Origin of the sequence: Pigmentiphaga humi (assembly GCF_900606115.1) — a bacterium.
Lineage (GTDB): Bacteria > Pseudomonadota > Gammaproteobacteria > Burkholderiales > Burkholderiaceae_B > Pigmentiphaga > Pigmentiphaga humi.
Map to the genome: position 1 here is coordinate 159,890 of NZ_UWPJ01000027.1, position 23,854 is coordinate 183,743.

At 67.3% G+C, this 23,854-nt stretch carries 22 protein-coding genes and 1 tRNA gene; 17 read left to right on the plus strand and 6 right to left on the minus strand.

Features of this window, described 5'->3' with window-relative positions:
* Position 1 precedes the first annotated feature (1 nt).
* Genes PIGHUM_RS18400 through PIGHUM_RS18410 form a run of 3 tightly spaced genes read left to right on the plus strand, consistent with a single transcriptional unit; the run spans position 2 to position 2,082 of the window.
* Positions 2–859 (plus strand): type II secretion system F family protein, encoded by an 858-nt coding sequence (locus PIGHUM_RS18400; protein ID WP_124081175.1) that lies wholly within the window; start codon positions 2–4, stop codon positions 857–859.
* Between the two features lie 42 nt (positions 860–901).
* A complete protein-coding gene (locus PIGHUM_RS18405; protein WP_222929277.1) occupies positions 902–1,774 on the plus strand; it encodes a type II secretion system F family protein in 873 nt (290 codons plus the stop codon).
* Complete coding sequence (locus PIGHUM_RS18410) at positions 1,771–2,082, plus strand: DUF192 domain-containing protein (protein ID WP_124081176.1); 312 nt, start codon at positions 1,771–1,773, stop codon at positions 2,080–2,082. The genes PIGHUM_RS18405 and PIGHUM_RS18410 overlap by 4 nt, the downstream gene beginning before the upstream one ends.
* Positions 2,083–2,206: 124 nt before the next feature.
* Here the strand turns inward: PIGHUM_RS18410 and argH are convergent, their stop codons facing one another.
* A complete protein-coding gene (gene argH / locus PIGHUM_RS18415; protein WP_124081177.1) occupies positions 2,207–3,631 on the minus strand; it encodes an argininosuccinate lyase in 1,425 nt (474 codons plus the stop codon).
* A 22-nt stretch (positions 3,632–3,653) separates the two neighbouring features.
* Here argH and PIGHUM_RS18420 point away from each other — a divergent pair, with 22 nt between their 5' ends.
* From PIGHUM_RS18420 to PIGHUM_RS18435, 4 genes are all read left to right on the plus strand, one after another.
* A complete protein-coding gene (locus PIGHUM_RS18420) occupies positions 3,654–4,496 on the plus strand; it encodes a LytR/AlgR family response regulator transcription factor (RefSeq protein WP_124081178.1) in 843 nt (280 codons plus the stop codon).
* A complete protein-coding gene (locus tag PIGHUM_RS18425) occupies positions 4,493–5,632 on the plus strand; it encodes a GNAT family N-acetyltransferase (RefSeq protein ID WP_246013312.1) in 1,140 nt (379 codons plus the stop codon). Before PIGHUM_RS18420 ends, PIGHUM_RS18425 begins: the two co-directional genes overlap by 4 nt.
* Before the next feature lie 153 nt (positions 5,633–5,785).
* A complete protein-coding gene (locus tag PIGHUM_RS18430; RefSeq protein ID WP_124081179.1) occupies positions 5,786–7,852 on the plus strand; it encodes an NAD(+) synthase in 2,067 nt (688 codons plus the stop codon).
* 71 nt (positions 7,853–7,923) lie between these two features.
* A complete protein-coding gene (locus PIGHUM_RS18435) occupies positions 7,924–8,262 on the plus strand; it encodes a P-II family nitrogen regulator (RefSeq protein WP_124081180.1) in 339 nt (112 codons plus the stop codon).
* 57 nt (positions 8,263–8,319) lie between these two features.
* Here the strand turns inward: PIGHUM_RS18435 and PIGHUM_RS18440 are convergent, their stop codons facing one another.
* Positions 8,320–9,006 carry a class II aldolase/adducin family protein gene (locus tag PIGHUM_RS18440; RefSeq protein ID WP_124081181.1) on the minus strand — a complete coding sequence of 229 codons (687 nt, stop codon included), beginning with the start codon at positions 9,004–9,006 and terminating at the stop codon, positions 8,320–8,322.
* 25 nt (positions 9,007–9,031) lie between these two features.
* Positions 9,032–10,012 carry a Bug family tripartite tricarboxylate transporter substrate binding protein gene (locus PIGHUM_RS18445; protein WP_124081182.1) on the minus strand — a complete coding sequence of 327 codons (981 nt, stop codon included), beginning with the start codon at positions 10,010–10,012 and terminating at the stop codon, positions 9,032–9,034.
* A gap of 140 nt (positions 10,013–10,152) precedes the next feature.
* Between PIGHUM_RS18445 and PIGHUM_RS18450 the strand changes: the two genes are divergently transcribed.
* The 4 genes from PIGHUM_RS18450 to cysW all read left to right on the plus strand — a co-directional run bounded on the left by PIGHUM_RS18450 (position 10,153) and on the right by cysW (position 14,568).
* Positions 10,153–11,412, plus strand: a complete 1,260-nt coding sequence (locus PIGHUM_RS18450) for a citrate synthase (protein ID WP_160142348.1) — start codon at positions 10,153–10,155, stop codon at positions 11,410–11,412.
* Between the two features lie 155 nt (positions 11,413–11,567).
* Entirely contained in the window at positions 11,568–12,584 is a 1,017-nt protein-coding gene (cysP, locus tag PIGHUM_RS18455) for a thiosulfate ABC transporter substrate-binding protein CysP (RefSeq protein ID WP_124081184.1), read from the plus strand.
* A gap of 273 nt (positions 12,585–12,857) precedes the next feature.
* Positions 12,858–13,691, plus strand: a complete 834-nt coding sequence (gene cysT, locus PIGHUM_RS18460) for a sulfate ABC transporter permease subunit CysT (RefSeq protein ID WP_246013314.1) — start codon at positions 12,858–12,860, stop codon at positions 13,689–13,691.
* Positions 13,692–13,704: 13 nt separating this feature from the next.
* Positions 13,705–14,568 carry a sulfate ABC transporter permease subunit CysW gene (gene cysW, locus PIGHUM_RS18465; RefSeq protein WP_222929278.1) on the plus strand — a complete coding sequence of 288 codons (864 nt, stop codon included), beginning with the start codon at positions 13,705–13,707 and terminating at the stop codon, positions 14,566–14,568.
* 9 nt (positions 14,569–14,577) lie between these two features.
* On the opposite strand, the gene PIGHUM_RS18470 is transcribed toward cysW, so the two are convergent.
* On the minus strand, positions 14,578–15,237 hold the full coding sequence (locus PIGHUM_RS18470) for a Smr/MutS family protein (RefSeq protein WP_124081186.1): 660 nt from the start codon (positions 15,235–15,237) through the stop codon (positions 14,578–14,580).
* A 22-nt stretch (positions 15,238–15,259) separates the two neighbouring features.
* Positions 15,260–16,216 (minus strand): thioredoxin-disulfide reductase, encoded by a 957-nt coding sequence (gene trxB / locus PIGHUM_RS18475; RefSeq protein ID WP_124081187.1) that lies wholly within the window; start codon positions 16,214–16,216, stop codon positions 15,260–15,262.
* A gap of 223 nt (positions 16,217–16,439) precedes the next feature.
* Between trxB and PIGHUM_RS18480 the strand changes: the two genes are divergently transcribed.
* Genes PIGHUM_RS18480 through PIGHUM_RS18490 form a run of 3 tightly spaced genes read left to right on the plus strand, consistent with a single transcriptional unit; the run spans position 16,440 to position 20,858 of the window.
* On the plus strand, positions 16,440–18,782 hold the full coding sequence (locus tag PIGHUM_RS18480; protein ID WP_124081188.1) for a DNA translocase FtsK: 2,343 nt from the start codon (positions 16,440–16,442) through the stop codon (positions 18,780–18,782).
* Positions 18,783–18,821: 39 nt separating this feature from the next.
* Positions 18,822–19,508, plus strand: a complete 687-nt coding sequence (gene lolA / locus PIGHUM_RS18485; protein ID WP_124081189.1) for an outer membrane lipoprotein chaperone LolA — start codon at positions 18,822–18,824, stop codon at positions 19,506–19,508.
* 24 nt (positions 19,509–19,532) lie between these two features.
* Positions 19,533–20,858 (plus strand): replication-associated recombination protein A, encoded by a 1,326-nt coding sequence (locus tag PIGHUM_RS18490; protein WP_124081190.1) that lies wholly within the window; start codon positions 19,533–19,535, stop codon positions 20,856–20,858.
* Between the two features lie 45 nt (positions 20,859–20,903).
* Here PIGHUM_RS18490 and PIGHUM_RS18495 read toward each other — a convergent pair whose 3' ends face one another.
* Complete coding sequence (locus PIGHUM_RS18495) at positions 20,904–21,692, minus strand: glutathione S-transferase family protein (RefSeq protein WP_160142349.1); 789 nt, start codon at positions 21,690–21,692, stop codon at positions 20,904–20,906.
* A 330-nt stretch (positions 21,693–22,022) separates the two neighbouring features.
* Here PIGHUM_RS18495 and serS point away from each other — a divergent pair, with 330 nt between their 5' ends.
* From serS to PIGHUM_RS18510, 3 genes are all read left to right on the plus strand, one after another.
* On the plus strand, positions 22,023–23,342 hold the full coding sequence (serS, locus tag PIGHUM_RS18500; RefSeq protein WP_124081192.1) for a serine--tRNA ligase: 1,320 nt from the start codon (positions 22,023–22,025) through the stop codon (positions 23,340–23,342).
* Between the two features lie 70 nt (positions 23,343–23,412).
* Positions 23,413–23,589: a DUF1328 family protein gene (locus PIGHUM_RS18505; RefSeq protein ID WP_124081193.1), complete on the plus strand. Its 177-nt coding sequence runs from the start codon at positions 23,413–23,415 to the stop codon at positions 23,587–23,589.
* 92 nt (positions 23,590–23,681) lie between these two features.
* Positions 23,682–23,772: transfer RNA gene (locus tag PIGHUM_RS18510), tRNA-Ser, on the plus strand.
* Positions 23,773–23,854: the final 82 nt, after the last annotated feature.

Genomic DNA, 23,854 nt, shown 5'->3' on the forward strand with positions numbered 1-23,854 from the left:
TATGCATGCCATCGAGCGCTGGGGGATCGCGGCCGCCGTGGCCTTGTGCGCCGCGTTGCTGGCCGTGGGCATGCTGGGCTGGGCGTGGGAGAGTCTCGCGCGCTACCGCGCCACCTTTGCCGAGACCGCGCGCGTACGCATGGGCGAGTTCTTCTTTTTTGTCGATGTCGAGCAGTTGTGGCGGGCGCAGGTGCTGCTGGTCGGCGCGCTGGCGCTGGCGGGAGGCTGGCTGGGCCGGAGCTGGAGCCTCGCGGCAGTCGGCGCGGTTCTGGGTGTGTGGCTGCCGCGCCGGGCCGCCCGCATGCTTCGTGGGCGGCGCCTGCGCCGGTTCGATGCGCAACTGCCCGATGCCTTGTTGGCGCTGGCCTGCGCGCTGCGGGCGGGAGCCAGCTTGCCGGCCGCCCTGCGCCAATTGGTAGCAGAGGGCGAGCCGCCGCTGGCTCAGGAGTTCGCGCTGATGCTGCGCGAGCAGCGGCTGGGTACGGCGCTGGACCTGTCCCTGGCCAATCTGGGAGACCGCATGCCTACCGAGGCGGCGAGCCTGGTGGTGGCGGCGCTCAGGATCGCGGCCGAGACGGGCGGCAACCTGGCCGATACGCTGGAGCGGATCGCCGCCACCGTGCGGGCGCGGCTGCATATGGAAGGCCGGGTGCGCGCCTTGACGGCCCAGGGCCGGCTGCAGTCCCGCGTGGTGGGCGTGCTGCCCTGGCTGCTGATCGCCGCCCTGCACAGCCTCGAACCGGAGACCATGGGTTTGCTGTGGACGACGCGGGAAGGCTGGGCCGTCCTGTCCCTGGTCGCGGTGCTGGACCTGCTCGGGCTGTGGATGATCGCGCGCATCGTGCGCATAGACCTGTGAGCCGCAGCAAAGGCGGCGTGCAGCGCAAGGAACGAGGAACGCATGTCGGCAGCGACTTCCCTGTTGGTAGGCATGGCCGTGGCGGCTGCCGTCATGCTGGCGTATTTCCTGCTGGCCGATTCCCCTGCGGCGCGCGGCACGGTCGAGGCGCCGCCGGGGGCATTCCGGCTGGCCTGGGCGCTGGTGTGCGCGGCGGGGCATTACTGCCGGCCATGGCTGTCGTGGCAGCGCCGGCGCAGGCTGGAAAGCCTGCTGGTGCGCGCCGGCCTGCGCCATGGACTGGCGCCCATCCACATTCTTGGCGCGCAAGTGCTGTGCGCGGCGGCGGGCGGCGCCATTGGCGGGGCGGTTGCCGTACTGGCCGACGCAGGGCCGCTGCCCGGCCTGGCCAGCCTGGCGACGGGAGCCTCGGCCGGTGTGCTCTACCCCCGTTTGTGGCTGGCAGGGCGCGTGCGCCGGCGCAGGACGGCCGCGCTGCGGGCCTTGCCTTTCGTGCTGGATATGGCGACGTTGTGCGTCGAGGCCGGCTTGCACGTGGGCGCCGCGCTCCAGCACGCGGCGCAGAAGGGGCCGCCCGGGCCGCTGCGCGACGAATTGCGCCGCATGCTGGGCGACGTGCGCGCCGGCGTGCCCCGCGCCCAGGCCCTGCGCGACATGGCCGACCGCCTCGACGTCGTGGAAGTGCGCGCCTGGGTGGCCGCGCTGGCCCAGGCCGATACCCTGGGCATGAGCCTCGCGCCCATCCTTCGGGCCCAGTCCGACCAGCGCCGCAGCGAACGTTTCCTGCGCGCCGAACGCCTGGCGATGGAAGCGCCGGTAAAGATGCTGCTGCCGCTGGTGGCCTGCATCTTCCCGTGTTCCTTCGTCGTGATCGGTTTTCCCATCGTGGTCAAGCTGATGGAGCCCGGCTGGTGAAGGCGCCCGAGCCGGTACGCTGGCGGGTGGCGCGCACCCCCTGGCAGCGCCTGCGCGGCCTCCTGGGCCGCCCGCCGCCGGCCCAAGGGGAAGCATGGTGGATCACTCCCTGCCGAGCCGTGCACACCATTGGCATGTCCTATGCCATCGACGTGGTCTTCCTGGATGCACAAGGCCGGGTGCTGCGCCTCGTTCCGGCCATGCCCCCATGGCGGATGGCCTGGTGCCCGCGCGCCCACTCCGTAGCGGAACTGGCCGAAGGCGAAGCCCGCCGCCTCGGCTGGCAACCGGGGACGCTGGTTCGCTAGTGGACTGTCCCGTAGCAACTGTCCCGTCAAGTGAGCAAAGCAGTGCGCCTGGCTCGGCTCAGACCCAGGGCACCGCGGATCTGGCTCCGCCAGTCCGTAGGTAGAGCCCCCTGGGGGGCGCGCGTCAGCGCGTAGGGGGGGGGCTCAACACCCGTTGGGCTTCCTCGCGCACCCGCTCCGGCGCCGTGCCGCCCACGTGCGAGCGCGAGGCGACCGAACCCTCCAGCGTCAGGACGCCGTGCACGTCGTCGCCCACCGAAGGGTGGAAGGCGCGCAGCTCGTCCACCGACAGGTCGGCGAGGTCGCAGTTGCGTTCGACGCATTGGCGCACCGCCAGCGCGACGGCTTCGTGGGCGTCGCGGAAGGGCACGCCTTTCTTGACCAGGTAGTCGGCCAGATCGGTGGCGGTGGAGAAGCCCTGCAGCGCGGCGGCGCGCATGGCTTCGGGCTTGACCTGGATGCCGGCGGCCATGTCGATGAAGATGCGCAGCGTGTCGCGCACGGTGTCGGCGGTGTCGAACAGGCCTTCCTTGTCTTCCTGGTTGTCCTTGTTGTAGGCCAGCGGCTGGCCTTTCATCAGGGTCAGCAGCGCCACCAGGTGGCCGTTGACGCGGCCGGTCTTGCCGCGCGCCAGCTCGGGCACGTCGGGATTCTTCTTCTGCGGCATGATGGAGCTGCCGGTGCAGAAGCGGTCGGCCAGGTCGATGAAGCCCACGCGCGGGCTCATCCACAGCACGAGCTCCTCGGACAGGCGCGAGATGTGCGTCATGACCAGCGCGCCGGCGGCGCAGAACTCGATGGCGAAATCGCGGTCGGAAACGGCGTCGAGCGAATTGCGGCAGACGCCGTCGAAGCCCAGCGTGCGCGCCACGCGCTCGCGGTCGATCGGATAGGAGGTGCCGGCCAGCGCGGCGGCGCCCAGCGGCAGGCGGTTGACGCGCTTGCGGCAGTCGGCCAGCCGTTCGGCGTCGCGGCCGAACATCTCGGCGTAGGCCAGCAGATGGTGGCCGAAGGTGACGGGCTGGGCGACCTGCAGGTGCGTGAAGCCGGGCATGATGGTGCCGGCATGCTCGAGCGCCAGCGTGGCCAGCGCGCGGCGCAGCTGGCCCAGCAGGTCGAGCAGCGTGTCGATCTCGGCGCGCAGCCACAGGCGGATGTCGGTGGCGACCTGGTCGTTGCGCGAGCGGCCGGTATGCAGGCGCTTGCCGGCGTCGCCCACCAGCTCGGTCAGGCGGCGCTCGATGTTCAGGTGGACGTCTTCGAGGTCGAGCAACCATTCGAAGCGGCCGGCGTCGATCTCGGACTCGATCGCGGCCATGCCGCGGCGGATGTCGTCCAGGTCCTGGTGGGTCAGGATGCCGACGGATTGCAGCATCTCGGCATGCGCCAGCGAACCCTGGATGTCGAACTTGGCCAGGCGTTTGTCGAAGTCCACCGAAGCGGTGTACCGTTTGACGAGGTCGGAAACCGGTTCGGAGAACCGGGCTGACCAGGCTTCGGCCTTCTTGGCGAACTGGTCTTGGGGGCGGGGGTCGGTCGGTGTAGACATGGCGCGGATTATAAAGCGGGTTATGGCGGTTACTGAATTGGAAACTGGCGCGCCGGGCGTGCTGATCGTCGGGCGCGACGCGGCATTCTGCGCGCGGCTGTCGGCGCAGTTGCGAGGACTGTCGCGGCGCCTGCCTATCCGCCGCCTGGCGCCGGTGGCGGATGCCGCGCTGGCGCGCCAGTCCGCCGCGCAGTCCGCCGTCGTGCTGCTCGACCTGGGCCTGCCGGACGCCGCCGGCCACGCGCTGGCGCGGGAATGGGCGGACAGGCAGGACGGCCCCGCGGTCATCCTGCTGTTGCCGTCCATCGACAGCCAGGCGCTGGCCGATCTTCTGCCCGCCGTCGACAGCCTGCTGCCGCCGTTGCGCGCCGAGCGCCTGGAGCAGGCGCTGCAGCGCGCGCTCGGCCTGGAAGGCGGGCGGCGCCTCGGCCCGTCTGCCGAGGTCCTGCTGGCGCGAGGCCGCGACGGGGAGTTCCCGGTACCCGTGGCGCAGGTCGTTTACCTCAGGGCGAGCGGCAAGTCCGTGAGCATACGCACCGCCGCCGCCGAGTTCGTGACGGACCAGCCGCTGGCCGCGCTGCTGCGCGGTTTCCCCGGCCGTTTCGTGCAGGTGCACCGCAGTACGCTGGTGGCGCGCGCCGCGATAGCCGGGGCGAGCCTGGTCACGCCGGAAGCCTCCGGAGGCGACGCCGATCCTTATTGGGAATTGCGCCTGCATGGCGTGCCGGAGACCATCCCGGTAGCCAGGCGCCGCTGGCCGGACGTGCGTCCGTGGCTCCCCGGCGGCCTGGCGGCCGCGCGCGATGGCGCCACCCTGGAAGCAGTACCCCTGCGGCATTGCCTGCCTGTCCCGGAGGCGTCTTGAGCGACCTGACCGTCGAACTGGCCGACGACCTGCAAGCCATCGACCCGGCGCAATGGGACGCCTGGAGCGCCGGCAATCCTTTCGTCGCGCATGCGTTCCTGGACGCCCTGCACGCCACCGGCTGCGCGACGCGCCGCACCGGCTGGCAGCCCAGCTATCTGCTGCTGCGCCGCGGCGGCGAACTGGCGGGCGCGATGCCGCTCTACCTGAAGCGCCATTCGCGCGGCGAATACGTGTTCGACCAGGGCTGGGCGGAGGCCTTCGAGCGCCATGGGCTGGACTACTACCCCAAGCTGCTGTGCGCCGTTCCCTTTACGCCGGTAGGCGGGCCGCGCCTGCTGGCCGGCAGCCACGAGGATCGCGTCTTGCTGGCCAGGGCCGCGGTCCAGGTGGCCCGGCAGGCGGAAGTGTCGTCGCTGCACGTGCTGTTCCCGAGCGACGAGGACGCACGGGCGCTGCGCGAGGCCGGCTACATGATGCGCGAAGGCGTGCAGTTCCACTGGCGCAATCCCGGCTACGGAACATTCGACGACTTCCTGGCGGCGATGAATCACGACAAGCGCAAGAAACTGCGCCAGGACCGCAAGAAGGTGGCCCAGGCGGGCATCGTTTTCCGGCACCTGCGCGGCGCCGCGATCGGGCCGGACGACCTGGCCTTCTTTTATCGGTGCTATGCCTCGACCTATGCGGCCCACTGGTCGTCGCCCTACCTGAATCCGGCTTTCTTCGAACGGCTGCGTGCCGCCATGCCCGACGCGATGCTGCTGGTGCTGGCCGAGCGGGCGGGCGAGCCGGTGGCCTGCGCCCTCAACATCGCGGCCGGCGCCACGCTGTACGGCCGCTACTGGGGAAGTACGGAGTTCGTGCCCGGCCTGCATTTCGAGACCTGTTACCTGCAGGCCATCGAATATTGCATCGCCCATGGCTTCGAATCGTTCGAAGGCGGCGCGCAAGGCGTGCACAAAATGTCGCGCGGCCTGCTGCCCACGCCGACCTGGTCGGCCCACTGGGTCGCGGACGAGCGCTTCGCCGATGCGATCGCCGATTTCCTGCGGCGCGAGACCGAGGGGATGGATCGCTACCTCGACGAACTCGAATCGCATACGCCGTTCAAGGCGCCGGCCGGCGCGGACTGACGCGGCTGGCCGGCGCGTTGCCCGCGGCACGGTCCGGCAGGCGCGCGGCGCCGAGACGCCGGCCCGCCGTGGGCCTTATGATGTGGGTATAGCAGGCGCATGCCTTCCCGCAAGTTCGACACCCGCTCCCGCGCGGCCAGACAAGCACACACCATGACAGGCAATTTTTTCAACCTCTACTCGCACCGTTTCGCGCGGGTGGCCGTCGGCGTCCCGCGCTGCAAGGTGGCCGATCCGGCCTTCAACGCCGCGCAGACCATGGCGCTGGCGCGCGATGCGGTGGCGCAGGGCGCGGCCCTGGTGGCCTTTCCCGAGCTCGGGCTGTCGGCCTACACCTGCGACGACCTGTTCCACCAGGCCGCGCTGCTCGACGGCTGCGAGCGGGCGCTGGCCGTCATCGTGGAAGCGTCCCGCGACTTGCCCGCCGCCCTGGTGGTCGGGCTGCCGCTGCGCGTGAACCATGCCCTGTTCAACTGTGCCGTGGTGGTCGCGCAAGGCCGCATCCTGGGCGTGGTGCCCAAGACCTATCTGCCCAACTACGGCGAATTCTACGAGGCGCGCCAGTTCACCTCGGGCGACTGCACCGTGGCCCGCCACATCGACCTGGCGGGACAGCGGGCGCCGTTCGGCGCGTCCATGCTTTTCGACGTGTCCGACGTGCCGGGCCTGCGATTCCACGTCGAGATCTGCGAGGACGTATGGGTGCCGATCCCGCCGTCGTGCTTCGCGGCGCTGGCCGGCGCCACCGTGCTGGTGAACCTGTCGGCCTCGAACATCGTCGTGGGCAAGTCGGGCTATCGCCACCAACTGGTCGGCCAGCAGTCGGCGCGTTGTCTCGCCGCCTACCTGTACACCTCGGCCGGACGGGGGGAGTCGTCCACCGACCTGGCGTGGGACGGCCAGGCCATCATCTACGAGAACGGCGAACTGCTGGCCGAGTCCGAGCGCTTCCTGGACGATTCGCACCTGATCGTGGCCGACGTCGATCTCGAACGGCTGAGCCACGAGCGCATGCGGCAGACCACGTTCGGCCAGTCGGTGCTGCGCCACCAGGCCGAGACCGAGCGTTTCCAGGTCGTTTCCTTCGAACTGGGACTGGCCTTCGACCAGGCCTTGCCGCTGCAGCGCGAGGTCGAACGCTTCCCCTATGTGCCGGCCGACCGCCGCCGCCGCGACCAGCGCTGCAACGAGGTTTACAACATCCAGGTCCAGGCGCTGGTGCAGCGCCTGTCGGCCATAGACATGGACAAGGTCGTGATCGGCGTGTCCGGCGGGCTCGATTCGACTCATGCCCTGCTGGTCTGCGCCAAGGCGATGGACCGGCTGGGCCTGCCGCGCAGCCACATCATCGCCGCCACCATGCCGGGCTTCGCCACCAGCGGGCGCACGCTGCAGCAGGCGCGCGCGCTGATGCGGCTGATAGGCTGCACGACGCTGGAGATCGACATCCGGCCCAGCTGCGAGCAGATGCTCAAGGACATCGGCCATCCTTACGCCCAGGGCCAGGATGTCTACGACATCACCTTCGAGAACGTGCAGGCCGGCGAGCGCACCAGCCACCTGTTCAGGCTGGCCAATTTCCACAACGCCATCGTCATCGGCACGGGCGACCTGAGCGAACTGGCGCTGGGCTGGTGCACCTACGGCGTAGGCGACCACATGTCGCACTACAACGTCAACGCGAGCGTGCCCAAGACCCTGATCGCCCACCTGGTGCGCTGGGTGGCCGAGACGGGCACCGTCGAAGGCGACGGCAGCCAGGTGCTGCTGGACATCCTGGCGACCGAGATCAGCCCCGAACTGGTGCCCGGCAAGTCCGACGGCGGGGCGCCCGCGCAGCGCACCGAGCAGTTCATCGGGCCGTACGAACTGCAGGATTTCAACCTGTACTACATCCTGCGCTACGGCTTTGCGCCGGCCAAGGTCGCCTTCCTCGCCCTGGCCGCCTGGCAGGATCGCGAGAAGGGCGAGTGGCCCGAGGAAGCCCACGTGGCGCGCAACCAGTACGAACTGGCGGCGATCAAGCGCAACCTGGGCATTTTCGTCCATCGCTTCTTCAAGACCAGCCAGTTCAAGCGCTCGTGCGTGCCCAATGCGCCCAAGGTCGGCTCGGGCGGCTCGCTGTCGCCGCGCGGCGACTGGCGCGCCCCCAGCGACTCCGAGAAAGCCGTCTGGGAAGCCGACCTGGCCAACGTTCCGGAAACCGGCCCCGACGCCTGAGCGCCTCCGCCACTACAATCCCTAGCTTTGCCTCTCAGGCATTCCCCAGTATTTCCACAAAGGTCTCAGCCATGAAACAAGTCACCGCCATCATCAAGCCCTTCAAGCTCGACGAAGTCCGCGAAGCGCTGGCCCAGGTTGGCGTCAACGGCCTGACCGTGACCGAGGTCAAGGGCTTCGGGCGCCAGAAGGGCCACACCGAGCTCTACCGCGGCGCCGAATACGTGGTGGATTTCCTGCCCAAGATCCGCATCGAACTGGTGATCGCCGACGAACTGGTCGACCAGGCCGTCGAAGCCATCATCCGCGTGGCCCGCACCGGCAAGATCGGCGACGGCAAGATCTTCGTTACGCCGGTCGAGCAGGTCATCCGCATCCGTACCGGCGAAACCGGCGAATCTGCGGTCTGAATTCCGCATCCCGGGCGGCCAGCCGCCCGGGCAGCCGCGCCGCGGCCGCAACAGACACTAGCGCTTCAATTTGGCGTAGTGATAGTCCCAGGCCTTTTGCAGCAGGTGGGGCTTCCACAGGTTGGCGCGGATTTTTTCCCGCTGGGCGGCATCGAGCACCTGAGGCGTGCCCAACGGGACCGCGAGGTATTGCCGATGGGCGGTTTCCTCCAGGTAGTACGCCAGTACGAATACTTCCAGCACCCCTTCGGCCGCGACCACCGCGCCATGCGATCTCAGCATCGCCACGCGTGCATTCCCCAGGCAGTCCGCCAGTTCCTCGCCCAGTTCGCGCGTATTGATCGACGCCGTTTTCGGAAACTCGCTGATTTCGCCGAGCAGCGCGGCCTGCATGGTGACCGGCTCGACCTTGCGCCCCACGCTGCTGAACAGCGTGGACCAAAGCGGATGGGTATGGGCGACCGCGCCGACCTCGGGCCGCCGGCGGTAGATCGAGGCGTGGATATGGAACTCCATGGGCGGCCGCACGTCGCCTTCGAGCGGTTGGCCGTCCAGATCCACTTCAATGATGTCGGCGGCCGAGATGGCGCTGCGCACCGATGCTCCCGAGTTGATCAGGAAGCGGTCCGGCCCGGTGCGGGCGCTGAAGTGGCCGTTGAAGTCGATGATGTGCGCGGCTTCCATCATGGCCAGCGCGTCGGCGATGCGCTGGCGTGTGTCGGCCGTGTCGATGCGTGCTTGCATGGGTCCGGTTCCAGGGAAAAGGGGCTCAGTCCAGCGTGATCTTGCTGGCGCGTATCACCGATCCCCATTTCTCGGCCTCGTCGTGCATGAAGCGGCCGGCTTCGGCGGAGGTGGCGATGACCGGGTCTATGCCCATTTCCGCGAATTTCTGCCGCGTCGCGGGCGCGGCGAGCACGTCGTTGATGGCGCGCTCGTATTTCGCCGCGACCTCGCGGGGCGTTCCCGGCGGGGCCACCACCGCATACCAGGCGTTGGCCATCATGTTTTTCATCGAGGGCGGCCCGGCCTCGGCAAAGGTCGGGACGTCCGGCAGCAGCGGCGAGCGCTTGTCGTCGGCCACCGCCAGGATGCGCAGCCGGCCGTTCTTCTGGTACTTGCCGCTGGAACTCAGCGTGTCGAAGAACACCGTGACCTGTCCGCCCAGCAGGTCGACCAGGGCAGGGCCGGTGCCTTTGTAGGGGATGTGCAGCATGCTGGTGCCGGTGAGCTGCATGAACAGCTCGGCCGCCAGATGCGACGACGAGCCCGCGCCTTGCGAGGCGAAGGCCACCTTGCCGGGGTTGGCCCGCAGGTAGGCGATGAAGCCGGCCAGGTCGTGGACCGGCAGGCTGGGGTGGATGGCCAGCACGTTGGGAACGGTCGCCAGCATGGCGACCGGCACCCATTGCGCGGGATCGTAGCTGAGCTTGGGATACAGGTGCTGGTTGACCGCGATCGGGCCATAGGGCGCGAACATCAGCGTCGAACCGTCGGGCGGGCTTTTGTAGACGTTGTCCGCGCCGATGTTGCCGTTGGCGCCCGGACGGTTTTCGACGATGACCACGCCGAAGGTCTGCTGCAGCCCTTCGGCGACCTGCCGGGTAATGGTGTCCAGGTTGCCGCTGGGCGGGAAAGGGACGACCAGGCGGACTTGCTTGGGAGCGGCCTCGACGGCAGGCCAACAGGCGATCAGGACGGCTGCGCACGACAGGGTCGCGGTACGGCGCAGGAAGGAACGGAAATCCATGTTTTGTCTCCAGGTGGCGGCGCTTGCCGGCGCGCATGCGCCGGGTGCGGGGCCGTCCGGCGGCCCGCTGCCTTTACCCAGTGTAAAGATCGAATCTATACTCGATCAAGATTGATTATTTAATCCATGAAAAGATGGCAGTGAGCGAGCCCACGCCCCGTTCCGAGTACCTGACCGCCCGGGAAGCGGCCCGCCTGCTGGGCGTCAAGATTCCCTCCCTGTATTCCTACGTGAGCCGGGGGCTGATCCGTTCCGTCACCCAGCCCGGCACCCGCGCCCGGCTGTATTTCCGCGAGGACGTCGAACGCGCGGCCACCCGCATGGGCGGGCGGGCCGGCATTCCCGAAACGGTCGAATCGGCGGTGCGCTGGGGCCAGCCCGTGCTGACGACCTCGATCACCGATTTGTCCGACGCCGGGCCGCGCTACCGGGGCCGGCCCGCCATCGCGCTGGCCCAGTCCGGGCGCAGTTTCGAATCGGTGGCCGAGCTGCTGTGGACGGGGGTCGACGTGCCCGACCTGCTGGCCTGGGAGGTAGCGCCGCCCCCGCCGGGCGTGCTGGACAGCCTCGAACAGTCCGCACGGCACAGCGAGGCGCTGAACGGCGCGCGCCTGATGTCGCTGGCCACGTCCGTGCTGGCGATGTCCATGTCGGGCAAGCCCGATTTCGAACGCGGCACGACCGCCGCCGACGCCGCCCGGCTCATCAGCCTGTACGCGTGCGCGGCGGGGCTGCTGGGCCCGCGCAAGCGGGTGCTGCGGCCCGAGGGGGCGCTATCCATCGCCCAGATGCTGGCGCGCGGCCTGCTGGCCGGCACGGCCGCCGATGCCGGCGCGCCGGCCATCAACGCCGCGCTGGTCGTGTGCGCCGATCACGAGCTGTCGCCGGCCACCTTCGCGGCCCGTGTCGCCGCCTCGGCGGGCGCCGACCTGGGCGCCTGCCTGCAGGCCGCCATCGTCACCCATTCCGGCATCCGTTTCGGCAGCGGATGCGACCGCGCCGAAGATCTGCTGCGCGGCGTCCGGAGCCCGCAGGACATGCAGAACCTGATTTCTTCCTACGTATCCACCGGGCGCCAGGTCCCGGGTTTCAATCCCGTTTCCTATCCCAAGGGAGATCCGCGCGCACGCTACCTGATCGAATTGGCGTCGTCGCTGGCCGCCGGCGGGAAGGGCGCCGCGCTGCCCGACCTGCCCCGCGCCGCGGCCGGGGCTGCCGAGCTGCATCCGCGCATAGATGTGGGGCTGGTGGGCTTGTCGATGGCGCTGGGCCTGCCCAGGGGGGCGGCTTCCGCGATCTGGATGATAGGCCGCAGCGCCGGCTGGGCGGCGCACGCGATCGAGCAGCGGCTGGCGGGGTTCACGATGCGGCCGCGGGCCAAATATCTCAGTCCGGTCTAGCGGCGCCGCGAAGGTATTCCCCGGCAAGGCGGGGGCTGGTCGTTCTTTATTTCAATAAGAAATAAAGAAATGATTAATATATGGTTTGTCCTCATATGCGGATTTGTTACGTTTACGTCCTCGCATCCACAGCCCAATGTAAAGGACGCCGTTTCATGTTCAAGAAATTCATTGCCCTCGCGGCCACGTCGGTCGCGGTGCTCGCCACGGTGACGGGGACGGCGCAGGCGCAGGACAAGCCGCTGCTGAACGCCTCGTACGACGTCGCCCGCGAAGTGTTCGCCGCCGTCAATCCCAAATTCCAGGAGCACTGGAAGAACAAGACCGGCAAGGATCTGAAGATCGACCAGTCGTTTGCCGGCACCTCGCGCCAGGCGCAGGACATCATCCAGGGCAAGAAGGTCGACGTGGTGACCTTCAACCAGGTCCCGGACGTCGATATCCTGGCCCAGCGCGGGCTGCTGCGCAAGGATTGGCAAAAGGCCTTCCCGAACAACAGTTCGCCGTACTACAGCACCATCGCTTTCCTGGTGCGCAAGGGCAATCCGAAGAACATCAAGACCTGGGACGACCTGGTCCGCGACGATGTGAAGCTGGTGTTCCCGAATCCCAAGACCTCGGGCAACGCGCGCTACACCTATCTGGGCGCCTGGCTGTTCGCCAACGAGAAGTTCAAGGGCGACGACGCGCAGATCCGGCCGTTCGTCGGCAAGCTGCTGCACAACGTGGTGAACTTCCCGACCGGTGGCCGCGGCGCCACGGTGGCATTCGCCCAGAACAACCAGGGCGACGCGCTGCTGACCTTCGAATCGGAAGTGATCAACATCGCCAAGAGCGACGAATTCAAGGCCGGCGGCTACGAAGTGGTCGTGCCGCCCGTCTCGGTGCTGGCCGAGTTCCCCGTCGCCGTGGTGGACAAGGTCGTGGACGAGAAAGGCACCCGCGAGGTCGCCACCGAGTACCTGAACTACCAATACAGCCGTGAAATCCAGCTGCTGCTGACCACGTTCAACTACCGCGTCCACCATCCCGACGTCGCCAAGGTGATGGCCGACCGCTATCCCAAGATCCGCCTGATCGATCCGACCAAGGTGCTGGGTTCGTGGGACGACATCACCAAGACGCACTTCAACGCCAACGGCGTGCTGGATCAACTGCTCGCGAAGAGGTAACCCCCCCTACGCGCTTACGCGCGCCCCCCCAGGGGGGCGGCACTGGCGGACTGGCGGAGCCAGATCCGCTGTGCCCTGGGTTAAGGGAGGGGCCCTTTCAGGGGGGCGGTACTTCTGGCGGGGCCAGGTCGCTCCCTTGGTTGGCGTGCGGGTGCCGTACAATTCGTCTCCGATCAAGGCGCGGTCATTCCGGTGGGGTGATCGCGTTTCGCACAACAGGGCTTGATGCCGAGAACTTTCGCGGCTGGCGCCAGCCGGTCCGCTTTCCATGCCGTGAATTCACTCCGCTTCTTCCGCCGTCCGCCAGTCCTGCCCGGTTTCGTGCCCAGCTTCGGCTTTTCGGTGCTGTATCTCAGCCTGGTCATCCTGCTGCCGCTTTCGGCGCTGCTGCTGTACGTCAGCGACATGACCTGGGCGGAGTACTGGCAGGCCATTACCGATCCGCGCGTGGTGCAGAGCTACAAGGTCACCGTATCGGGAGCGGTCTATTCGACCGTGATCGTCACGGCCATCGGCTTTGTGCTGGCCTGGATCGTGTCGCGCTACGAATTTCCCGGCCGCCGGCTGATCGATGCGCTGGTGGACCTGCCTTTCGCGCTGCCCACCGCGGTCGCGGGCATCACGCTGTCGGCGCTGTTCGTGCCCACGGGCTGGCTGGGCCGCTGGTTCGAGCCGCTGGGCATCAAGATCTCCTACGCCTATCCCGGCCTGGTGGTGGCGATGATCTTCACCAGCCTGCCTTTCATCGTGCGTTCGCTGCAGCCGGTGCTGGAGGACCTCGAGCCTGAATTCGAGGAAGCCGCCTCCACGCTGGGCGCCACCCGCTGGCAGACCTTCTGGCGCGTGCTGCTGCCCAGCCTGGTGCCGGCGATGATCGCGGGTTCTTCGCAGGCGTTCATCCGCAGCCTGGGCGAGTTCGGCGCGGTGATCATGATCGCCGGCAACATCCCGTTCCAGACCGAGATCACCTCGCTGATGATCTTCGTCCGGCTGCAGGAGTTTAACTATCCGGCCGCGGCGGCGATCGCCTCCGTCGTGCTGATCGCTTCGCTATTGCTGCTTTTCCTGCTGCAGGTCGTCCAGGGACGCCTGCTGCGCCGTACTTGATCCCGGTTGCGCCATGGCTATCAAACGACCCACCCAAGCCCACCAGTGGCTGCTGATCGTCCTCGGCATCGTGTTTGCCGTACTGCTGCTGGTCGTGCCGCTGGCATTGATCTTCTCGCAGGCGCTCGCGGGAGGCTGGGGCCTGGTCGTGCAGAACCTGAACGAAGATTTCATGAAGCATGCGATCTGGCTGACCCTGATCACGACGCTGGCGACCGTACCCATCAACCTGGTGTTCGGCATCCTGCTGGCCTGGTGCGTGACGCGCTACGATTTCTTCGGGCGGCGCCTGCTGACCACGCTGGTCGACATCCCGTATGCGACTTCGCCCGTGGTGGCGGGCCTGTGCTATCTCGTGGTCTACGGCCTGGAGAGCACGCTCGGCAATTGGCTGTACGGGCACGACATCCAGCTCATGTTCGCCTGGCCAGGCATCCTCATGGTGACGGTGTTCGTGACCTCGCCCTACGTCGCCCGCATCCTGATCCCGCTCATGCAGGCCCAGGGCCAGGACGAGGAAATCGCCGCGCTCTCGCTCGGCGCGTCGGGCTGGCAGATCTTCTGGCGCGTGACGCTGCCCAATATCAAGTGGGCCCTGCTGTACGGCATCGTCATCACCAATGCCCGCGCGGTGGGCGAGTTCGGCGCAGTGTCGGTGGTGTCCGGCACCATCATGAACCAGACCCTGACGCTGCCGCTGCTGGTCGAGCAGCTCAACAACGACTACAAGACGGCCGCCGCCTTCACGGCCGCGGCGCTGCTGGCGTGCATGGCCATGCTGACGCTGGTGCTCAAGACGGTCATGGAATGGCGGCAGAAGCGGCGCACCGATACGCCCGCGCATTTCTCGCCCGAAGGGCCGGCCCGCCCCGCCTGAGTATGGGCTTCAGGCCGGCCGGGCGGCGTGATGCAGCAGCACCAGTACGACTCCGGCGCCGCCATCGGTAGGGCGGGCCTCGACGAAGGCGAGGACTTCCTCCTTCTGGACCAGCCAGCGGCGGACTTTCTCTTTCAGGATCGGGGTGCGGTTCTTGGAGCCCAGGCCCTTGCCGTGGATGATGCGCACGCAGCGCATTTCCTGCTTGACGCAGGCCCGCAGGAACTCGCCAAGCGCCTCGCGCGCTTCCTCTACCCGATAGCCGTGCAGGTCGAGCTGGGACTGGACCGTCCACTGGCCGCGCCGCAGTTTGCGCACGACGTCCTGCCCGAGCCCGGAGCGCCGGTAGGACAGCGTATCGTCGGTCTCGATCAGCCAGTCCGCGCCGTACTCGTCCGAGACCGACTCGCGCAGGACTTCCGAGTCGTCTTCCCAGCGCTTGTAGGGCAGGGGAGGCGGGGAGGCCGGCGCCGGATCGACGCGGCCATCGGGCTTGAGCTGCACGACTTCGCCCACCAGCGAACGAAATTCGGCCGCAGCCCGCCGCGCCTCGGCGGCGCGCCGCCTGGCTTCGCGCTCGGCGGCCTCTGCGGCCGCGCGGCGTTCCTGCAATTCGCGCTGCAGCGCCTTGAGGCCGGCCAGTCCGGTTCGCACGGGTTTGCCGCTCATCGCCGTTGCAACAAATAGGCGTTCAGACCATTTCGCCGTCCAGCCAGCGTTGGGCGTCGAGGGCGGCCATGCAGCCGGTGCCGGCGCTGGTGATCGCCTGGCGATAGACGTGGTCCTGCACGTCGCCGGCCGCGAACACGCCCGGCACGGACGTCATCGTCGCGAGGCCGTTCAAGCCGCTGCGGGTGATGATGTAGTCGTCCTTCATCTCCACCTGGCCCTTGAAAATTCCGGTGTTGGGCTGGTGGCCGATGGCGATGAACACGCCCGTCACGGCGATGTCCTCGGTCGCGCCGGTCTGGTTGTCGAGCAGGCGCGCGCCCACTACGCCGGAATCGTCGCCCAGGACTTCCTGCAGCTGGCTGAACAGTTTCAGGACGATGCGGCCTTCGGCGACTTTCTCGTGCAGCTTGTCGACCATGATGGGCTCGGCGCGGAACTTGTCGCGGCGGTGGATCAGCGTGACGGTGCGGCAGATGTTGGCCAGGTACAAGGCTTCCTCGACCGCGGTATTGCCGCCGCCGACCACGGCCACGTCCTGGTTCTTGTAGAAAAAGCCGTCGCAGGTGGCGCAGCCCGACACGCCGCGGCCCTTGAAGGCTTCTTCGGAGGGCAGACCCAGGTACTTGGCCGAGGCGCCCGTGGCGATGATCAGCGCATCGCAGGTATAGGTGCCCGAGTCGCCTTCCAGCTTGAAGGGACGCTGGCCCAGGTGCGCGGTGTGGATGTGATCGAACACGATGTCGGTATTGAAGCGCTCGGCGTGCTGCTGGAAGCGCTGCATCAGCTCCGGCCCCTGGACGCCGTTGGCGTCGGCGGGCCAGTTGTCCACCTCGGTGGTCGTCATGAGCTGGCCGCCCTGTTCCACGCCGGTGACCAGCATGGGCGACAGATTGGCGCGGGAGGCATAGACGGCGGCGGTATAGCCGGCCGGGCCCGATCCGAGGATCAGGACTTTCGCATGTTTGTCTTGGCTCATAGTTTCAACATATTCAGTGGCGCAAGCGCCGAAGCGTACCCCTCATCATAGGGGATCGCGCCGACGCCCATGTGAATCCGCGCCCGCTCAGGATAGGCCTCCCCCTCCGCGGCTGGCAGCTTCCCATTATAGGTTTCGCCTTGTTGCACTGTGCTTGAGTTTTTCTATCATCGCGATAGCGTGGGAATGCTTGGCGCGGGCGACGCCCACTTATAATCAGGACATGGCACGTACCGCTACTGCAGGAAATACCCGCAACTCCCCGAATGCCGGCAGCGCTTCTCCCGCCTTGCCCGGCCGTTTGTCGCGCCTGTTCCGCGAGGCCCGGTGGATTCTATTCGCCGCGCTGGCCGTCTACCTCACGCTGGTGCTGGCTACCTACCATTCCGGCGACCCGGGCTGGTCGCATGCCGTCCAGACCGACCACGTCTACAACAGCGGCGGCCGTTTCGGCGCCTGGCTGGCCGATTTGATCCTGTTCCTCATCGGCGCCTCGGCCTGGTGGCTGGTGATCCTGCTGCTGCAGCGCGTCTACGCGAGCTACCTGCGCCTGGCCAACCAGTTCCTGCGCGGCCATGCCGACACCGACGCCAACCAGCGCGTGCACTGGGAACAGGGCGTGGGTTTCGTCGCGCTGCTGATCGGCTCGGTCGGCCTGGAGGCCTTGCGCCTGCGCTCGCTGGGCGACGCCCTGCCGCACGGCAGCGGCGGGATGATAGGCGAGACCATCGCCCGCCACGCCGCGTCCAGCTTCGGCTATACCGGCGGCACGCTGCTGCTGCTGGTGCTGTTCTCGATCGGCGCGAGCCTGTTCTTCGGATTCTCCTGGCTGGTGGTGGCCGAGAAGGTCGGCTCCTGGCTGGAATGGAGCGTGCGCAGCGTGCGCAACGCCTGGCAGGCGCGCGAAGACCGCCGCGTGGGCGAAGTCGCGGTGCAGGCGCGCGCCGAGGTCGTGGTCGCCAAGCAGGAAAAACTGGTGCACGAGCAGCCCGTGCGCATCGAACCCGCCGTAACCGTCGTGCCCAAGTCCGAGCGCGTCGAGAAGGAAAAGCAGCAGACCTTGTTCGCCGAGATGGGCGACGGCCAGTTGCCGGCCCTGAGCCTGCTCGATCCCCCGCCGCCCGCGCAGGAAACCGTGTCCCCCGAGACCCTGGAATTCACTTCGCGCCTGATCGAGAAGAAGCTGGCGGATTTCGGCGTGCAGGTGTCGGTGGTGACGGCCCAGGCCGGTCCGGTCATCACCCGCTACGAAATCGAGCCGGCGGTGGGCGTCAAGGGCAGCCAGATCGTCAACCTGGCCAAGGATCTGGCCCGCGCGCTCAGCCTGGTCAGCATCCGCGTGGTCGAGACCATCCCGGGCAAGAACCTGATGGGGCTGGAACTGCCCAATACGCGCCGCCAGACCGTCAAGCTCTCCGAAATCCTCGGTTCGCAGACCTACCACGGCAGTTCGTCCGTGCTGACCATGGCGCTGGGCAAGGACATCGCCGGCAAGCCGGTGGTCGCCGACCTGGCCAAGATGCCCCATCTGCTGGTGGCCGGCACGACCGGCTCGGGCAAGTCGGTCGGGATCAACGCGATGATCCTGTCGCTGCTGTACAAGGCCGACGCCAGCCAGACCCGGCTGATCCTGATCGACCCCAAGATGCTCGAAATGAGCGTCTACGAAGGCATTCCCCATTTGCTCGCGCCGGTCGTCACCGACATGCGCCAGGCCGCCAACGCCCTCAACTGGTGCGTGGTGGAAATGGACAAGCGCTACCGTCTGATGAGCAAGCTGGGGGTGCGCAACCTGGCCGGCTACAACGCCAAGATCCACGACGCCATCAAGCGCGAGCAACCCATTCCCAATCCCTTCTCGCTGACGCCGGAGTCGCCCGAGCCGCTGCAGCCCCTGCCCATGCTGGTGGTGGTCATCGATGAGCTGGCCGACCTGATGATGGTGGTCGGCAAGAAGATCGAGGAACTGATCGCCCGCCTGGCGCAGAAGGCGCGGGCGGCCGGCATCCACCTGATCCTGGCGACCCAGCGGCCCAGCGTGGACGTGATCACCGGCCTGATCAAGGCCAACATCCCGACGCGGATTTCGTTCCAGGTGTCGTCCAAGGTCGATTCGCGCACCATCCTCGACCAGATGGGCGCCGAGGCGCTGCTGGGGCAGGGCGACATGCTCTACATGCCGCCGGGGTCGGGGCTGCCCACCCGGGTGCACGGCGCCTTCGTCACCGACGACGAAGTGCACCGCGTCGTCGAGCAGCTCAAGTCCCAGGGCGAACCCAATTACGAAGAGGGCATCCTCGACGGCGCCATCGAAGGCGAAACCGGCGACGGACTGAGCAGCGTCACCGGCATGGGCGACAGCGAATCCGACCCCATGTACGACCAGGCCTGCGAAGTCGTGCTCAAGCACCGCCGCGCCTCGATTTCGCTGGTGCAGCGCCACTTGCGCATCGGTTACAACCGTGCCGCCCGCTTACTCGAGCAGATGGAGCGTTCGGGTATGGTGTCCGCCATGCAGTCCAACGGCAACCGCGACATCCTGGTGCCCGCCAGCCAGGGCGAATAGGTTTGCGTCCCGCCGTACTGCGCTAGGGAGATATCCTCCATGACTTTCATTTCCAAGACCGCCGCGCTGCTGGCGCGGGCCGGCGCCGGCGCCGGCCTGGCCGCCGTGCTGGCATTGCCCCTGCCGGCGCTGGCCGGCGCCATCGACCAGTTGCACGCCTTCGTGAACGGCACGCAGGCAGCCAGCGGCAGTTTCTCGCAGGTCACCCGCGGTTCCGGCAGCCAGGCCGGGCAGGCGGCGCCGGTCCAGGCCGGAACGTTCTCGTTCCAGCGTCCCGGCCGGTTCCGCTGGGCCGTCGCTAAGCCCTACGAACAACTGATTGTCTCGGACGGCAAGCAACTGTTTCAGTACGATCCCGACCTGAGCCAGGTCACGGTGCGCGAAGTGGGCGAGGCCATCGGCGCCTCGCCGGCGCAGATCCTGTTCGGCTCGGGCTCGCTGGAGCAGTCCTTCGACGTGGCCGAGCAACCCGACCGCGACGGCCTGCAATGGCTGCGCGCCACGCCCAAGACGCCCGAGGCCGGGTTTTCGCGCGTGGACATCGCGTTCAAGGACGGCCTGCCGGCCCGCCTGGAATTGCTCGACGCCTTTGGCCAGACCACCGCGATCACCTTCAACGGCGTCGCCCGCAATCCGCAGCTGCCCGCCGACAGCTTCCGCTTCACCGCGCCGGCCGGCGTGGACGTGGTCCGCATGGGCGGCGCCAGCCCGGCGGCCAGGCCCTGACGCCGTTCTCGTTGCCGACTCGCCATGTCCGATCTTTTTCCCGACGAACCCGCTGCCGCCGCCAAGGCGCCCGATCCCGCCGCGCCGCTGGCCGAGCGGCTGCGGCCGCGCACGCTGGACGAGGTCGTCGGGCAGAGCCACCTGCTGGGCCCGGGCAAGCCGCTGCGCGTGGCGTTCCAGTCGGGCCGGCCGCATTCCATGATCTTCTGGGGGCCGCCGGGCGTGGGCAAGACCACGCTGGCGCGCCTGATGGCCAACTCCTTCGATGCCCAGTTCATCGCCATGTCGGCCGTGCTGGGCGGCGTCAAGGACATCCGCGACGCGGTCGTGGCGGCGCAGGCCGCCCAGCAGAAGGGCCGCCGCACCATCCTGTTCGTCGATGAGGTCCACCGCTTCAACAAGGCCCAGCAGGACGCCTTCCTCCCCTACGTGGAAAGCGGGCTGTTCACCTTCATCGGCGCCACTACCGAGAATCCCTCGTTCGAAGTCAACTCGGCGTTGCTGTCGCGCGCCCGCGTCTACGTATTGCAGTCGTTGAGCGCTGAAGAACTGCGGCAGTTGATCGCCAAGGCCATCGCCACGTTGGGCGACATCGAATTCGACGAGGCCTCGCAGGCGCAGCTCGCGGCCTGGGCCGACGGCGACGCGCGGCGCGTCATCAATGCGGTGGAAGTCGTGGCCGACTCCGCGCGCGGAGCAGGGCGCACCCAGGTCGACGCGGCCTGGCTCGAAACCGCGCTGTCGCAGAACCTGCGCCGCTTCGACAAAGGCGGCGACGCCTTCTACGACCAGATCAGCGCGCTGCACAAATCGGTGCGCGGCTCCGATCCCGATGCCTCGCTGTACTGGTTCTGCCGCATGCTCGACGGCGGCGCCGACCCGCGCTATCTCTCGCGCCGCATCATCCGGATGGCGGTCGAAGACATCGGCCTGGCCGACCCGCGCGCGCTCGACATCGCCACGGCCGGCGCCGACGTCTACGAGCGGCTGGGCTCGCCCGAAGGCGAACTGGCCCTGGCCCAGGCCGTGGTCTATCTGGCCTGCGCAGCCAAGTCCAATGCCGTCTACGCCGCCTACAACGCGGCGCGCCGCTTCGCCGCCGACAACGGCAGCGCGCCGGTGCCTATCCATCTGCGCAATGCGCCCACCAAGCTCATGAAGCAATTGGGGCATGGCAAGCAATATCGCTACGCCCATGACGAGCCGCATGCCTATGCGGCGGGCGTCGACTATTTTCCGGACGGGCTGCGGGCGAACTTCTACCGGCCTACTGACCGCGGCCTCGAGGCCAAGATCGCGCAGAAACTCGAATTCCTGCGGCAACTGGACCAGCAGGAACCGAAGAAATAACGCGCGGGGGCCGGCTGCGGCGCGCCTGGAGCGGCCGGCGCGGTTTCAAATGTTCGGAAGTTCCGACGCCCTGGGGTCTTCGGTAAAGAACAGGGCGCGTTTGACCGCGGGGCGATCGAGCATCCGGGCATACCAGGCGGACAACGCCGGATAGGCCGAGTGCTGCGCAAGCTCGGGAGCCAGGTTGAAGATGCGCTGCACGAACGGCACCAGCGACAGGTCCGCCAGCGAGTACTGCTCCGGCAACAGCCACTCGCCACCTTCGGCGGCCCATTCGTCCACCGTTTTCAGCGTGGTCCGCATGTCGTCCGCCGCCTTGTTGATCTGGGCGTCGGTAAATCCCTCGGTAGCCACGGTCGCCCAGCGCTCCCGGCGTTCGCCCGTGGGCACTTTGGCCAGCACCTCGGCGAGCGCCTCGCTCGACAGACGCCGCGCGGCCGGCGCGCTCAGGCGCATCCACGTCAGCATGTATACCGAATCGTAGGCGACCGTGTCGGCGAATCGCTTCATTACCCGCATGCGCGCGCGTGCCAGCGGGTCTTCGGGAGACAGGGGAAGCCCGGGAAATTGCTCGTCGATGAACTCGACGATGACACTGCTTTCGATCACGGGGTGGCCGTCGTAGACGAGGGCCGGGACGACGCCGCCCGGATGAATGGCGATGTAGCGGGGATCCAGGTGCTCGAAGGCTTGCAGATCCATCAGGCGGCTGGTGAAGTCCACGCCTTTTTCCATCAGTGCGATGCGGACCTTCTTGGAGCAGGTCGAGGCCAGTCCATGGTACAGAACGACGCCCGGAGCCTGGCTGAAATCGACGGGATTGCTGTTGGTCATGGTCTTCCCTTGATTAGGGGACAATGCGCACGGCCGCCAATGTACGGCCGCCTGTGCCTGGGTGGAATCCCCTGGTTGGATTGACGATGCAATACTAGGCAGATCGTCGGCTTCAGGCAAAGCGGATTCTCGAATATCGAGAATCATGGCTTGATGTGAAGGCCCGTGCGGGCGGCGGGGGAGAGTTCTTCCCTGCCGCGCGAGCGGCCGCCGTCGCCGTCGCCCGGGGGCGCTAAAATCATGGACATTCCCGGCGTCCGGCCGATGCGCCCTGGCCCGAAAGGGCAGCTGCGCCGGTCGTTCTTCGTTTCCTTTCTACGGTTTTCTCTCATGCTCGATATTGCTCTGCTGCGCAAAGACACTCAGGCGGTGGCCGCCCGGCTCAAGGAACGGGGCTACACGCTGGACCTCGACGGTTTCCATACGCTCGAGTCGCGGCGCAAATCGGTGCAGACCGAAACCGAGACCCTGCAGGCCCGCCGCAACGCGCTGGCCAAGCAGATCGGCATGCTCAAGTCCAAGGGCGAGGACGCCTCGACCGTGCTGGCCGAGTCGCAGGCCATCCCCGCACGCCTGAAGACCCTGGAAGAAGAACTGGCCGCCATCCAGCGCGACATGCAGGAAATGCTGCTGGCCGTTCCCAACCTGCCGCACGCCAGCGTGCCCACCGGGGCGTCCAGCGACGACAACGTCGAGGTCAGGCGCTGGAGCCCGACCGGCAGCGACCCCGCGCCGCTGCCCTTCGAAGCCAAGGACCACGTCGCCCTGGGCGAACCCCTCGGGCTGGACTTCGAAACCGCCGTCAAGCTCTCCGGCGCGCGCTTCACCATGATGCGCGGCCCCATCGCGCGCCTGCACCGCGCCCTGGCGCAATTCATGCTGGATCTCCAGACGGGCGAGCACGGCTACACCGAGTGCTACACCCCGTACATCGTCAACACCGCGACCTTGCTGGGCACTGGCCAGCTGCCCAAGTTCAAGGACGACATGTTCTGGGTCACCAAGGGCGGAGAATCGGTCGACGAAAACGGCAACGTCATTCCGCGCGAAGATCTCTATCTGATCTCCACCTCCGAGATCACCCTCACCAACACCGTGCGCGGCGAGATCGTCAGCGCCGATGCGCTGCCCATCAAGCTCACCGCCCACACGCCGTGCTTCCGCTCAGAAGCGGGAAGCGCCGGCCGCGACACCCGCGGCATGATCCGCCAGCACCAGTTCGACAAGGTCGAAATGGTGCAGATCGCCCATCCCGAGCGCTCGTACGATGCCCTGGAAGAAATGGCCGGCCATGCCGAAACCGTACTGCAGCGCCTCGGGCTGCCGTACCGCGTCATGTTGCTGTGCACCGGCGACATGGGCTTCGGCGCCGCCAAGACCTACGACCTCGAAGTGTGGCTGCCCGCGCAAAGCGCGTATCGCGAGATTTCTTCGGTGTCCAACTGTGAAGCCTTCCAGGCCCGCCGCCTGCAGGCGCGCTTCCGCAACGCCCAGGGCAAGCCCGAGCTGCTGCACACCCTGAACGGCTCCGGCCTGGCCGTGGGCCGTACCTTGGTGGCCGTGCTGGAGAACTACCAGCAGGCCGACGGCAGCATCATCGTGCCCGAGGCGCTGCGCCCCTACATGGGCGGGCTCGAACGCCTGGCGTAACAACCGGACATATAGGGCGCCTCCGGGGTGCGATACGGTAGAACTTCAAAGCATCCCGGAGGAGTCAGCCATGCTGAAATGGGCCCTGATTTTTTTCGTCATTTCCATCATCGCCGCGCTGTTCGGCTTCACCGGCATTGCAGCCGGCGCCGCCACGATTGCCAAGTTCCTGTTCTTCCTCTTCGTCATCCTGTTCGTGATCTTCCTGGTGCTCGGCCTGACCGTGTACAAAAAGATCTCGAATTAGGCAGGCGCCAGCGAATGAGGGAAATTTTCTGATATACTTTTGGGCTGTTGTGCGGTTTGAGCCACGAGCCGCACAAGCGCTGAAAGGCGTACGGAGAGGTGGCAGAGTGGTCGAATGTACCTGACTCGAAATCAGGCGTACGGTAACCCCGTACCGTGGGTTCGAATCCCACCCTCTCCGCCAGTTTTGAAAAACCCTTGTAATTCAATGAATTGCAAGGGTTTTTGCTTTTGGGTTATAGCCGCTTCTTCGACTCGCTCGCGCA

Excerpts from the sequence above, each read along its gene's own strand:
- PIGHUM_RS18430 (WP_124081179.1), top strand. The coding sequence starts at position 5,786 with ATGACAGGCAATTTTTTCAACCTCTACTCGCACCGTTTCGCGCGGGTG.
- PIGHUM_RS18495 (WP_160142349.1), bottom strand. The coding sequence starts at position 21,692 with ATGACCAACAGCAATCCCGTCGATTTCAGCCAGGCTCCGGGCGTCGTT.
- PIGHUM_RS18400 (WP_124081175.1), top strand. The coding sequence starts at position 2 with ATGCATGCCATCGAGCGCTGGGGGATCGCGGCCGCCGTGGCCTTGTGC.
- PIGHUM_RS18440 (WP_124081181.1), bottom strand. The coding sequence starts at position 9,006 with ATGCAAGCACGCATCGACACGGCCGACACACGCCAGCGCATCGCCGAC.
- argH (WP_124081177.1), bottom strand. The coding sequence starts at position 3,631 with ATGTCTACACCGACCGACCCCCGCCCCCAAGACCAGTTCGCCAAGAAG.
- trxB (WP_124081187.1), bottom strand. The coding sequence starts at position 16,216 with ATGAGCCAAGACAAACATGCGAAAGTCCTGATCCTCGGATCGGGCCCG.
- PIGHUM_RS18420 (WP_124081178.1), top strand. The coding sequence starts at position 3,654 with ATGGCGGTTACTGAATTGGAAACTGGCGCGCCGGGCGTGCTGATCGTC.
- PIGHUM_RS18505 (WP_124081193.1), top strand. The coding sequence starts at position 23,413 with ATGCTGAAATGGGCCCTGATTTTTTTCGTCATTTCCATCATCGCCGCG.
- lolA (WP_124081189.1), top strand. The coding sequence starts at position 18,822 with ATGACTTTCATTTCCAAGACCGCCGCGCTGCTGGCGCGGGCCGGCGCC.
- cysW (WP_222929278.1), top strand. The coding sequence starts at position 13,705 with ATGGCTATCAAACGACCCACCCAAGCCCACCAGTGGCTGCTGATCGTC.
- PIGHUM_RS18480 (WP_124081188.1), top strand. The coding sequence starts at position 16,440 with ATGGCACGTACCGCTACTGCAGGAAATACCCGCAACTCCCCGAATGCC.
- serS (WP_124081192.1), top strand. The coding sequence starts at position 22,023 with ATGCTCGATATTGCTCTGCTGCGCAAAGACACTCAGGCGGTGGCCGCC.
- PIGHUM_RS18470 (WP_124081186.1), bottom strand. The coding sequence starts at position 15,237 with ATGAGCGGCAAACCCGTGCGAACCGGACTGGCCGGCCTCAAGGCGCTG.
- PIGHUM_RS18405 (WP_222929277.1), top strand. The coding sequence starts at position 902 with ATGTCGGCAGCGACTTCCCTGTTGGTAGGCATGGCCGTGGCGGCTGCC.
- PIGHUM_RS18445 (WP_124081182.1), bottom strand. The coding sequence starts at position 10,012 with ATGGATTTCCGTTCCTTCCTGCGCCGTACCGCGACCCTGTCGTGCGCA.
- cysP (WP_124081184.1), top strand. The coding sequence starts at position 11,568 with ATGTTCAAGAAATTCATTGCCCTCGCGGCCACGTCGGTCGCGGTGCTC.
- PIGHUM_RS18490 (WP_124081190.1), top strand. The coding sequence starts at position 19,533 with ATGTCCGATCTTTTTCCCGACGAACCCGCTGCCGCCGCCAAGGCGCCC.
- PIGHUM_RS18435 (WP_124081180.1), top strand. The coding sequence starts at position 7,924 with ATGAAACAAGTCACCGCCATCATCAAGCCCTTCAAGCTCGACGAAGTC.